Origin of the sequence: Dactylosporangium siamense (assembly GCF_016862795.1) — a bacterium.
GTDB lineage: Bacteria > Actinomycetota > Actinomycetes > Mycobacteriales > Micromonosporaceae > Dactylosporangium > Dactylosporangium siamense.
The window spans coordinates 129,260-140,887 of sequence record NZ_BONQ01000021.1; the positions used below are offsets into that span (position 1 = coordinate 129,260).

Annotated in this window: 10 protein-coding genes and 1 pseudogene; 7 read left to right on the forward strand and 4 right to left on the reverse strand. The window is 70.9% G+C overall.

From position 1 onward, the window contains the following. The first annotated feature begins 10 nt into the window (after positions 1-10). Positions 11-757 (forward strand): hypothetical protein, encoded by a 747-nt coding sequence (locus Dsi01nite_RS06625; protein WP_203845128.1) that lies wholly within the window; start codon positions 11-13, stop codon positions 755-757. On the opposite strand, the gene Dsi01nite_RS06630 is transcribed toward Dsi01nite_RS06625, so the two are convergent. Both Dsi01nite_RS06630 and Dsi01nite_RS06635 read right to left on the reverse strand, forming a co-directional pair. After that, the gene (locus Dsi01nite_RS06630; RefSeq protein WP_203845129.1) at positions 717-1,886 is read right to left on the reverse strand and encodes a class I SAM-dependent methyltransferase; all 1,170 of its coding nucleotides are present in this window, start codon (positions 1,884-1,886) and stop codon (positions 717-719) included. The two genes, Dsi01nite_RS06625 and Dsi01nite_RS06630, sit on opposite strands and share 41 nt — an antisense overlap. 3 nt (positions 1,887-1,889) lie before the next feature. Next, positions 1,890-2,651, reverse strand: a complete 762-nt coding sequence (locus Dsi01nite_RS06635; RefSeq protein ID WP_203845130.1) for a hypothetical protein — start codon at positions 2,649-2,651, stop codon at positions 1,890-1,892. 236 nt (positions 2,652-2,887) lie between these two features. Here Dsi01nite_RS06635 and groES point away from each other — a divergent pair, with 236 nt between their 5' ends. From groES to Dsi01nite_RS06650, 3 genes are all read left to right on the forward strand, one after another. After that, complete coding sequence (gene groES, locus Dsi01nite_RS06640; protein WP_505661188.1) at positions 2,888-3,196, forward strand: co-chaperone GroES; 309 nt, start codon at positions 2,888-2,890, stop codon at positions 3,194-3,196. Between the two features lie 93 nt (positions 3,197-3,289). Then, positions 3,290-4,930 (forward strand): chaperonin GroEL, encoded by a 1,641-nt coding sequence (gene groL / locus Dsi01nite_RS06645; protein WP_203845132.1) that lies wholly within the window; start codon positions 3,290-3,292, stop codon positions 4,928-4,930. A 108-nt stretch (positions 4,931-5,038) separates the two neighbouring features. Next, positions 5,039-6,538, forward strand: coding sequence for a molybdopterin-dependent oxidoreductase (locus Dsi01nite_RS06650; RefSeq protein WP_239135728.1), 1,500 nt, complete (start codon positions 5,039-5,041; stop codon positions 6,536-6,538). A gap of 242 nt (positions 6,539-6,780) precedes the next feature. On the opposite strand, the pseudogene Dsi01nite_RS58245 reads toward Dsi01nite_RS06650, so the two are convergent. Beyond that, positions 6,781-7,146 (reverse strand): annotated as a pseudogene (locus tag Dsi01nite_RS58245) (WhiB family transcriptional regulator); the annotation flags it as partial. A gap of 180 nt (positions 7,147-7,326) precedes the next feature. Between Dsi01nite_RS58245 and Dsi01nite_RS06660 the strand changes: the two are divergent. Then, on the forward strand, positions 7,327-8,085 hold the full coding sequence (locus tag Dsi01nite_RS06660) for a helix-turn-helix transcriptional regulator (RefSeq protein WP_239135729.1): 759 nt from the start codon (positions 7,327-7,329) through the stop codon (positions 8,083-8,085). A 64-nt stretch (positions 8,086-8,149) separates the two neighbouring features. Here Dsi01nite_RS06660 and Dsi01nite_RS06665 read toward each other — a convergent pair whose 3' ends face one another. Beyond that, entirely contained in the window at positions 8,150-8,542 is a 393-nt protein-coding gene (locus tag Dsi01nite_RS06665) for a DUF5319 domain-containing protein (RefSeq protein WP_033357617.1), read from the reverse strand. A gap of 157 nt (positions 8,543-8,699) precedes the next feature. On the opposite strand from Dsi01nite_RS06665, the gene guaB reads away from it, so the two are divergent. Both guaB and Dsi01nite_RS06675 read left to right on the forward strand, forming a co-directional pair. Then, positions 8,700-10,202, forward strand: a complete 1,503-nt coding sequence (guaB, locus tag Dsi01nite_RS06670; RefSeq protein ID WP_203845134.1) for an IMP dehydrogenase — start codon at positions 8,700-8,702, stop codon at positions 10,200-10,202. Between the two features lie 57 nt (positions 10,203-10,259). Then, positions 10,260-11,378, forward strand: coding sequence for a GuaB3 family IMP dehydrogenase-related protein (locus Dsi01nite_RS06675; RefSeq protein ID WP_203845135.1), 1,119 nt, complete (start codon positions 10,260-10,262; stop codon positions 11,376-11,378). The last annotated feature ends 250 nt before the right edge of the window (positions 11,379-11,628 follow it).

The following is an 11,628-nucleotide window of genomic DNA, read 5'->3' on the forward strand; positions in this document are numbered from 1 at the left end:
CAATAGCGAGATGCAGATCGGTGCCGTCCAGATGTACCTGGGCTACGGGCACATCTTCCTGGGCGCCACCAGCGGCCGTGACATGTCCGTGTTCGACGGTGACGGGCCGATCACCGCGACCGACCGGCACGTGCGGGTCGCGGCGCGCCCGCAGGTCGGGCTGGTCAGGGTCCGGTTGTGGCAGGGGGCCGGGCCGCGGGTCGGGCGGCTGGTGTTCGACGGGGTGTTGGACCTGCCGGACGCCCGGTTCTGTGTGGAGGAGGCGACGGGGCTGTCGCGGTTCGTGACGAAGGTCAGTTCGGTGGAGCCGCGGGTGCTCGTCGCCGTCGACGACCCGGGGCACGCGTCGCGGATCGACGTGGTCCTCGAGCCGGAGTTCGTGCCACGCAGCGCGCAGGTGTGGACGTCGGGGGAGCCGCCGTTTCCGAAGCTGACGGTCGCGCCGACCGCGCCGCGGCACCGGGCGGACGTGTTCGCCGACGCCCTGGCCGGGCACGACTTCCCGCGGCGGCGGCTGGCGGCGGCGCTGACGGTGATGGGGGAGGAGCGGCGGGTCCGGGGTTCGGAGCAGATCGTCGCGTTCTTCATCAACGACGTCGTCGAGTGGCTGCGCTGGCTGCATGAGCGCATCACGTGGGACATGTGCCGCGAGTCGGGGCGGATGCTGACGGAGCAGTTGGGGCGCCGCCCGCCGGAGGACCTCGCCGACGACGTCCTCATCGACCTGCAGCGCCGCCTGGGTCAGCAACTCTACTGAGGAGCAGCACCGCGGGAGCGCCCGCGACCCTGGTCAGGGCTATGACGGCGGACCGGCTGCCGGAGAGGCGCAATGCCCTGCGCAGCTCCTCCACGTCCAGGGCCGAGCCGCGTTTGAGGATCGTCAGCGCGCCGACGTCCAGGGACCGCAGCGCGGTCCGCAGCCGCTTCAACGCGACCGGCAGCTGGTCGAGCACCTCGTAGCAGCGCCCGAACGGGGTCGGCGCCGGCGTGGAGGTGTAGACGTAGGCGATGGTGGGGTCCGCCAGGGTGCCGTCGACCGTCGCGGCGAACTCGGCGACGAGGTGCGACCGGATGACGGCACCATCCGGGTCGTACACGAAATTTCCGACAGGTCCGACCGGGGCGGCCAGCACGCCGCTCCCCGTCAGCGACACGACGTCCGGCCCCTGGAACAGGGTCGCCCGTCGAGGGGCGGCGGCAAGGGGGCCGCACCAGGCCGCCGCCTCCACCACGTCACCGTCGACCGACACCCACTCTCCCTCGGCCCCGGGCGGCAACATCGCGTGGTCGATGCCGGGAGCGAGCTTCAGCACCGTCATCGGCACGCGTGCGGCCAGCCCGACGACGAAGTCCCACGGCGGGGAGTAGGCGCGAGGGTCGAACACCCGCCGCCCGCCGGAGGTGCGCCTGGCGGGGTCGCAGAACACGGCGTCGACGCCGTCCAGCGGGACTGATGCCGCGTCGCGGGGCTCCACCCGTACCAACTGCGAAAGACCCAACGCGAGCACGTTCGCCGCGGCGGTCGCGGCCGTCTCCTCGCTCGCGTCGACGGCGTGCACGCGCAGGCCGGCCCGGGCGAAGGCGATGGTGTCCGCACCGATGCCGCAGCCCAGGTCGGCGACGCTGGTCGCGCCCGCGGCGGCGAGCCGGGCCGCCCGCCTGGCCGCGACGGGACCCCGGGTCGCCTGCTCGAGGCCCGCCCGGGTGAAGTGCATCACGCTCGCGTCGGCGCCGAACTTGGCGACGGCCTTGCGTCGCAGCGCCACCTGGGTCAGCGCGGTGGCGGCGAGGTCCGGCGGGAAGCCGGCCGCGCGTAGCGCCGATGCGGCCGCCAGGGGGTCGCCGTCCGGCAGTGCCGCCGCGGCTTTCAGGGCCTGTTCGAGCATGCGTTATGAGATCCCTAGGATGCCGTTGGCCTTGCCGAGACTCTTCTTGACCTTGAAGGTATAGCTGTCGCCGGCGTTCGACGAGCCGTGCACCAGCCAGTAGTCGCCCTTGTCCTCCTTGGGCTGGCCCTCGGTCCAGTTCGGCGGGGCCTTCTTGCCACCGTAGTTGCTCGCGATGGAGTGGCTGGAGTAGGTCGCCATGCGTTGCGTGTTGCCGTTGTACCAGGCGTTGATGAAGTTGTTCACGTAGCTGGACGGGTCCGAGGGGTACTCGGTCTTCTCGATCACGACGTCCGTGACGGCCTGCGGCTTGCCCAGCTTCTGCTCGTCGACCGTGACCTGGAGCTGGTCGCCGTGGTCGTTGCGCAGGATGCAGTCGGAGCCGTCCTTCTTCGCGTACTTCCAGTTGGTGTCGGCGCCCTTCTCGATGTACTGGAAGTTGCTCACGGCGCCGGCGCCGGCGAGCTGCTTGATCCGGCCGCTGTCGTTCTTGGTCCACGCGGTGACGACGGCCTGGCAGTAGCCCTTCGCGTCACCCGGATAGGTGGGCGCGGCGCTCTTGTCCGTGGCGGGGCTCTGGTTGCCGCCGCCGGACGCCGCGGCGGAGGCGCCGCCGCCGTTGGTGTTCTCGCCGAACGCGGCGGAGTCCGAGGGGCCGGTGCTGGTGGCGGCCACGGGCGTGCCTCCGCCGTCCTTCTTGCCGCAGGCGGTGAGGGACCCCACGGCCAGGATGGCGACGATCAGCGTGCCGAGCAGCCTCTTCATACCGCCGAGCGTAGATCCGTGGCGGTGCCCGCGCCGCGGTCCGTCGCGTAGCCGACGACGGGTGATTTCGTGGCGTGTTTGGCACTCTCCTTGACGGAGTGCTAGCCAGCGACATAACCTCCGATTAGCACTCTCGTGTCGAGGGTGCCAGCCAACCGGCTGAAGCCGGCACCCGCGACGACGGCTTCACCGGGCACTCGATAGCGCAAGATTCAATACCCCAGGAGGGTATGCCCGTGACTACCGCGACGAAGGTTGCGATCAAGCCGCTCGAGGACCGCATCCTGGTCCAGGCCAACGAGGCTGAGACGACCACCGCCTCGGGCATCGTCATCCCGGACACGGCCAAGGAGAAGCCCCAGGAGGGCACTGTCCAGGCTGTGGGCCCCGGTCGTATCGACGACAAGGGCAACCGGGTTCCGATCGACGTCAAGGTCGGCGACACCGTCATCTACTCGAAGTACGGCGGCACCGAGGTCAAGTGGGGCGGCCAGGAGTACCTGGTGCTCTCCGCCCGTGATGTCCTCGCGGTCATCGAGAAGTGACCCAGACCAAGTAGAGCAGTGGCCACCGCCCCGGACCCGTGCGCGCAGCGCTGGCGGCCGGGGCGGTGTCGCCTTTGAAGGGACATCACACGCATGGCGAAGATCCTGAGCTTCTCCGACGAGGCGCGCCACCTGCTGGAGCACGGCGTCAACCGCCTGGCCGACACGGTCAAGGTCACGCTCGGCCCGCGCGGGCGCAACGTCGTTCTGGACAAGAAGTTCGGTGCCCCGACCATCACCAACGACGGTGTGACGATCGCGAAAGAGATCGAGCTCACCAACCCCTATGAGAACCTCGGCGCCCAGCTGGTCAAAGAGGTCGCCACCAAGACCAACGACGTCGCCGGCGACGGCACCACCACCGCCACGGTGCTGGCTCAGGCGCTGGTCCGCGAGGGTCTGCGCAACGTGACCGCGGGCACCAACCCGGCGGGCATCAAGCGCGGCATCGACCTGGCGACGGCCGCCGTCGTCAAGGCGCTCAAGGAGAAGGCGACCCCGGTCGCCAGCCACACCGAGATCGCCCAGGTCGCCACCATCTCCGCGCAGGACGCCACCATCGGCGACCTGATCGCCTCCGCGATGGAGCGGGTCGGCCGCGACGGCGTCATCACGGTCGAGGAGGGCTCCACCCTCACGACCGAGCTCGAAGTCACCGAGGGCATGCAGTTCGACAAGGGCTACATCTCCCCGCACTTCGTGACCGACGCCGAGTCGCAGGAGGCGGTGCTCGAGGACACCTATGTCCTCGTCACCACCCAGAAGATCGGCGCCATCGAGGAGCTGCTGCCGCTGCTGGAGCAGATCGTCAAGGACAACAAGCCGCTGCTGATCATCGCCGAGGACGTCGAGGGCCAGGCCCTGTCGACCCTCGTGGTCAACGCCATCCGCAAGACCTTCAAGGTCGTCGCGGTCAAGGCGCCCGGCTTCGGTGACCGGCGCAAGGCCATGCTCCAGGACATCTCGATCCTCACCGGCGCCGAGCTCGTCGCTCCCGAGCTGGGCTACAAGCTCGAGTCGGTCGGCACCGAGGTCCTCGGCAAGGCCCGGCGCATCGTCGTGGGCAAGGAGCTCACCACGATCGTCGACGGCGGCGGCGAGAAGAGCGAGGTCACCGCGCGGGTCGAGCAGCTCCGCAAGGAGATCGAGGCCTCCGACTCCGACTGGGACAAGGAGAAGCTCAACGAGCGGGTCGCCAAGCTCGCCGGTGGGGTCGCGGTCATCAAGGCCGGCGCCGCCACCGAGGTTGAGATGAAGGAGCGCAAGCACCGCATCGAGGACGCGATCTCCGCGACCAAGGCGGCGGTCCAGGAAGGCATCGTCCCCGGCGGCGGCGCCGCCCTGGCCCAGGTGCTCCCCGTCCTCGACGGCGACCTCGGCCTGACCGGTGACGAGAAGGTCGGTGTCTCGATCGTGCGCAAGGCGCTCGTCGAGCCGCTGCGCTGGATCGCGCAGAACGCCGGCTTCGACGGCTACGTCGTGGTCGGCAAGGTCACCGGGCTCGACTTCGGCCACGGTCTCGACGCCGCCACCGGCGAATACGTCGACCTGGTCAAGTCCGGCATCGTCGACCCGGTCAAGGTGACCCACAGCGCGGTCTCCAACGCCGCGTCGATCGCCGGCCTGCTGCTCACGACCGAGAGCCTGGTCGTGGAGAAGCCGGCCGCCCCGGAGCCCGCCGCCGGTGGCGGTCACGGCCACGGGCACGGCCACTCGCACGGCCCCGGTTTCTGAGTCACGCGACATCGTGAGGGGCCCTTCATCGTGAGGGGCCCCTCACGCAGTTCTTAGGGATCGATTACCGCCCTTGGTGGGTGATGATCCACGGCGCAGACTGGAGCCGTGCTCACTCGTAGGAATGCCGCACTCGCCGGTCTGGCGGCCGCCGGGGTGGCGCTCGGCGTCGCCGAGGTCGTCGCGATCCTGACCGGCGCGACCACCTCGCCCCTCGTGTCCGTCGGCGGGGTCGTGATCGACTCGGTGCCGGCGTCGGTCAAGGACTTCGCGGTGTCGGTCTTCTACACCTATGACAAGATCGCGCTGCAGGTCGGCACGCTGCTGATCCTGGCCGCCTTCGCCGCCGTCGTCGGAATTCTCGCGACCCGCCGGATGGTGTACGGGTATGCCGGCATCGCCGGCTTCGCCCTCGTCGGGATCGCGGCCGCCATGACCCGGCACGACGCGCCCTGGTATGCGTTCGTGCCGACCCTCGCCGGTGCCGCCACCGGCGCCGGGGTGCTGCGGTGGCTGCTCGTCCGGCCACCGGTCGAGACCTTCGAGGAGCGCCGCTTCTTCCTCCGCGCCGCTGGCGGGACCCTCGCCGCCGCGTTCGTCGCGGGGCTCACCGCCCGCTGGTGGGCGACCCGCCGCGGGGTCCAGGCCGACCGCGCCTCCGTGCAGATCCCGGCCGCGCCCGACACGGCCGCGCCGCTCCCGCCGGAGGCCGATGCCGGCCTGCCCGACCTGGCCCCGTTCGTGACGCCGAACAAGGACTTCTACCTCATCGACACCACCCTGGTCGTGCCGCAGGTGTCGTCGGAGGACTGGACGCTGCGCATCCACGGGCGGGTCGAGCGGCCGCTGACCCTCACCTTCGAGGAGCTGCTCAAGCGTCCGATGATCGAGCGGTACGTGACGCTCGCCTGCGTCTCCAACGACGTCGGCGGCGGGCTCATCGGCAACGCGAAGTGGCAGGGTGTGCGCATCGCCGACCTGCTCGACGAGGTCCGCCCGAAGGCCGGCGCCGACCAGGTGGTCAGCCGGTCGGTCGACGGATGGACCGCCGGCACCCCGACCGCGGTGCTGCGCGACGGCAGGGACGCGATGCTCGCGATCGCGATGAACGGCGAACCGCTGCCGATCGAGCACGGCTTCCCGGTCCGCATGGTGGTGCCCGGCCTCTACGGGTACGTGTCGGCCACGAAATGGCTCGCCGAACTGGAGCTGTCGTCCTTCGCCGACTTCGACGCGTACTGGATCAATCGTGGCTGGGCCCGGGAGGGGCCGATCAAGACCCAGTCGCGGATCGACACCCCGCGCGACGGTGGCAGGCCGGCCGCGGGGCAGGTCATGATCGCCGGGGTCGCCTGGGCGCAGCACCGCGGCATCTCCAAGGTCGAGGTCCGCGTCGACGAGGGACCCTGGCAGGTGGCGAAGCTGGCCGCGGTGCCGTCGATCGACACATGGCGGCAGTGGACACTGCCGTGGACGGCGACCCCGGGCAAGCACCGGCTGACGGTCCGGGCCACCGACAACGGTGGCGACACGCAGACCGAGGCGCCGGCGCCACCGGACCCGGACGGTGCCACGGGATGGCATTCGGTGCAGGTCGAGGTGCGCTGATCGGCTCCTGCGCAGGTCGAGGTGCGCTGATCGGCTCCTGCGCAGGTCGAGGTGCGCTGACCTGCCCCTACGCAGGTCGAGGTGCGCTGACCTGCGCCCCTGCGCAGCAAGGCGGGCCCGGCCGGCGGCCGGGCCCGATCAGCGCAGCGGTGCTACCTGGCGGCGGGACGGGCGCGGTCGGCGCCGGCGCGGCGGCGCTGGGCGGGCACGTTCGGCGCCGGATGGGTGCGAACCGTGCGCAGCGGCACCAGCGGCGGCGTGGGGCGCAGCCCCAGCTTGGCCTCCAGGCGCGACACGTCGACCGTCGTGCGACCGCGGTCGGCGCTGTCCTCCCAGCCGACGGCCAGCAGGCGCAGGCGCTCGCTCTCGCTGAAGCCGCCCCAGACGCCGTACGGCTCCCGGGTGGTGAGCGCCTGAGCGGCGCACTGCGCCCGGACCGGGCACGCGCGGCAGACGTTCTTCGCCGCGGCCTCCCGCCGGCCGCGTGACGCACCGCGCTCACCGTCCGGGTGGAAGAACTGTGCGCTGTCGCGCCCCCGACACAGACCGAGTCGCTGCCAGTCCCACACGTCCGCGATCGGGCCGGGCAGTCGAGTCACATTCGTCATTCGCCCCTCCTTCCTAGCTTGCGGGCTGGAATTCGCGCGTCGCACAATCCCTGTACAACGCGTGAGGCCGCCGCAGGTAACGGGATGTCGTCGGTCAATTTCTCGTAGGCCAATCGCGGCGAAACCACGTCTAGATCTCGCCATTTCGTGTTTCTCTCTTTGAGAGAGAGGAGCACGACGGTGCGTACGATTTTGGTGTGTGTGCGAACACAGGTCGCGGCACAGACGGTCGCCGCAGCCGCGGCCAGGCTCGGGGTGGCACACGCGGTGCGGACCGCCGTCACGATGGTCGAGGCCCTGGCCCGACTCAGTGAGCAGCCCGCGGACCTGGTGCTGGCCGACCCGACCCTGGCCCGGCCGGACAGTGCGGAGTTCTCGCGCCGTGTCCTGGCGGTGTCGCCCGGCTCGACGGTGGTCTTCTTCGGCACGGAGGAGCCGCGCGCGGCGGCAGCGGCGATCGCCGCCGGCGCCAGGGCGGTCATCCGGGTCGACACGGCGGACCCGGTGACGACGCTCGCGAAGGCGGTGCTGCTGGTGCTGAGCCAGGTCGGCCGCGGCAACGGTGACCCGGTCCTGCCCGCGCGGGTCGGCACGCCGACCCAGCCGGCCGGCGGGGTGCTCCCGGCGGGCCGGGGACTGCCCGGCGCCGCGAGGACCGCGGTCGGGATGGCAGGCGCGCGGGTCGCGGGCGCCGGCGTGCCGCAGCAACGCGGCGACGTGCCCGGCGAGCCGCCGCGGCGACGCGTCGAACTGACCGAGCGTGAGCTGCAGGTGCTGCGCGGCATGGCCGACGGCAAGAGCAACGCCGAGATCGGCCGGGAGCTCTTCGTCTCCGAGGACACGGTCAAGACGCACGCTCGCCGGCTGTTCCGGAAACTGGGAGCACGCGACCGGGCACACGCCGTCGCGGCGGCCTTCCGTGCCGGTCTGGTGAGTTAGCGCTCCGAGTCATGCCGCGTCGGTACCCCACCCGCGGCAAACCTAAACGAGGGCGCCCAGCGACTCAGCCGTCGTTGTCGTCCGTCGCACTCGCCAGTGCGTCATGGACCCCGTCAGCGTAACCCCGCGCGTATTCCCATGTGACGTAATGGTCAGGGTCCGGGTCGAACGCCGGCTCGTGGACCCGTGGCCGACCCGACGTGAGCAGGTGCTTCAGGTTCCCCCGCAGCAGGTCCCAGTCGAAGTAATGCGGCTCGTGGCAGTCCTCGCACTCGATGACGAGCCCACGGACGCCGATCGCCGTGAGCAGCGCCTGGTAGATCTCGAGGTCGGCAAGGTCCTCGAGAACGTCCTGGCGCTCGGCGGCGGTCAACGGGTCGTCGGCACCGCTGTCGTCGAGCTCGGCCGAAGGATCGGCCGGGTCACCGGCGAAGGGGTCGATGGGCTCTTCGTGCACGCCTCAACGGTAGCCCCATTACCGGCGCGTGTGGGGCTCGGTAGTGAGAGCGGTGGTTGCGGCGGAGTTACCCAGGGCACGTCCGGCTATGGCGGAGGGGTGCGGCGCCGGGGCGGAAGTACGATGAGACGCACCCGCCGGACGACCGAGAGCTGGGATGCGCTTCATGGATTTCTCGCCGCGACCTGACGTTCTGCCGTTGGGCCTGACCTTCGACGACGTGCTGCTGCTGCCAGGTGAGTCCGACGTCGTGCCCAGCGCCGTCGACACCTCCAGCCACGTCACCCGGAACATCACCCTGCGGATCCCCTTGGTCTCCAGCGCGATGGACACGGTGACCGAGGCCCGGATGGCGATCGCCATGGCACGGCAGGGCGGCATCGGCACGCTGCACCGCAACCTGTCGATCGAGGACCAGGCGCAGCAGGTCGACCTGGTGAAGCGGTCCGAGGCCGGCATGGTCACCAACCCGGTGACGTGCTCGCCCGACGACACGCTCGGCGAGGTCGACAAGCTCTGCGGGCGCTTCCGCATCTCCGGTGTCCCGGTCGTCGACGCATCCGGCCAGCTGGTGGGCATCGTCACCAACCGCGACATGCGGTTCGTCTCGGACCCGGCCACGCCCGTCCGCGACATCATGACGGTCACCCCGCTCTACACCGCCCTCGTCGGGGTCAGCAAGGACGAGGCCCGCGCGCTGCTGCGCAAGCACAAGGTCGAGAAGCTGCCGATCGTCGACAACGCCGGCAAGCTCCGGGGCCTGATCACGGTCAAGGACTTCTCCAAGAGCGAGAAGTTCCCGCACGCCACGAAGGACGATGCCGGTCGGCTCCGGGTCGCGGCCGCGGTCGGGGTCGGCGACGACTCCTACAAGCGGGCCCGCACGCTGATCGACGCCGGCCTCGACATCGTCATGGTCGACACCGCGCACGGGCACAACCGGCAGGTCGTCGAGATGGTCGCCCGGCTCAAGAAGGAGACCACCGTCGACGTGGTCGGCGGCAACGTGGCGACCTATGCCGGCGCCCGGGCGCTCGCCGAAGCGGGCGCCGACGCGGTCAAGGTCGGTGTCGGCCCCGGCTCCATCTGCACGACCCGCGTCGTCGCCGGCGTCGGCGTGCCGCAGATCACCGCCATCATGGAGGCCTCCCGCGCCTGCGCGCCGCTCGGCGTGCCGGTCATCGGCGACGGCGGCATGCAGTATTCCGGCGACATCGCCAAGGCGATCGTGGCCGGTGCCGACACGGTCATGCTCGGCAGCCTCCTGGCCGGCTGCGAGGAGAGCCCCGGCGACCTGATCTTCATCAACGGCAAGCAGTTCAAGTCCTACCGGGGGATGGGCTCGCTCGGCGCGATGCAGTCCCGCGGCCAGGCCAGGTCGTATTCCAAGGACCGCTACTTCCAGGACGACGTCCTGTCCGACGACAAGCTGGTGCCCGAGGGCATCGAGGGCCAGGTCCCCTTCCGCGGCCCGCTCGCCGCGGTGGCCCACCAGCTCGTCGGCGGCCTGCGCTCCGGCATGGGCTTCGTCGGCGCCGCCACCGTCCCCGACATGCACGAGCGGGGCCAGCTCATCCGGATCACCGCGGCCGGGCTCAAGGAGAGCCACCCGCACGACATCCAGATGACCGTCGAGGCACCCAACTACCACTCGCGGTAGCGAACCGCGCGAAGCGCGGACACCCCCAGCAGGGCCCAACAATGGCAGGAGCGGCAAATGCGTGACGTGGTCGAGATCGGGCTCAGCAAGAGCGCCCGGCGTGGCTACCACCTGGACGACATCGCGATCGTCCCGACACGGCGCACCCGTGACGTCGACGACGTGTCGACCAACTGGCAGCTCGACGCGTATCCGTTCAAGATCCCGTGCGTGGCGCACCCCTCCGACGCCATCATGAGCCCCGCGACCGCGGTCGAGCTCGGCCGCCTCGGCGGCCTCGGCGTGCTCAACGTCGAGGGTCTCTGGACCCGCTACGCGGACCCGAGCAAGATCCTGGAGGAGCTGTCCGACCTCGACGACGACTCGAACGCCACCAAGCGCCTCCAGGAGGTGTACGCCGAGCCGATCAAGCCGGAGCTCATCGGCGAGCGGGTCAAGGAGATCCGTGACGGCGGCGTCACCGTCGCCGTGCGCGTCTCACCGCAGCACACCCTCGCCCTGGCCCCGGTCATCCTCGACGCGGGCGTCGACCTGCTCGTCATCCAGGGCACCCTCGTCTCCGCCGAGCACGTGTCGACGACCGACGAGCCGCTCAACCTCAAGGAGTTCATCGCCGACCTGGACCTGCCGGTCATCGTCGGCGGCTGCACCAACTACCAGACCGCGCTGCACCTGATGCGCACCGGCGCCGCCGGTGTCATCGTCGGCATCGGCGCCGACGAGTGGTCGACGACCGACCGGGTCCTGGGCATCCGGGTGCCGATGGCGACCGCGATCGCCGACGCCGCCGACGCCCGCCGCGACTACCTGGACGAGACCGGCGGCCGTTACGTCCACATCATCGCCGACGGCAACCTGCAGACGTCCGGTGACATCGCCAAGGCCCTCGGCTGCGGCGCCGACGCGGTCATGGTCGGCGAGCCGCTGTCGCGCAGCAACTCCGCCCCCGCCGGTGGCGCCTGGTGGCACTCCGCCGCCAGCCACCCGAAGCTGCCCCGCGGCTCGTTCGGGTCCGCGGAGGAGACCCTGGGCACGCTCGACAAGGTGCTCTACGGCCCGTCCGAGGACCCCGACGGCGTGCTCAACCTGTTCGGCGGCCTCCGGCGCGCGATGGCCAAGTGTGGCTACCGCGACCTGAAGGAGTTCCAGAAGGTCGGCCTGGTCCTCGACCGCTGACCCTCCGCCCGTCGTGGACGGCCCGGCCCGGCTCCCCCGGCCCGGGCCGTTCGCGTTCCCGGCCAGGCGTTCGCGCTCCCCGGCCCCGGCGCCCCCGCGCGGCCTGCTGGCCGATCACGGTCGGGCGAGATCGCATGATCAGCCGCCGTCGAGGGCTCCAACACCGGCTGGGTCCGCGACACCCCGAACACCATCGACGCGTCCCGCATCGTCGAACGACACCCTCGACGGCCGGGGAACGGCGCCGGCG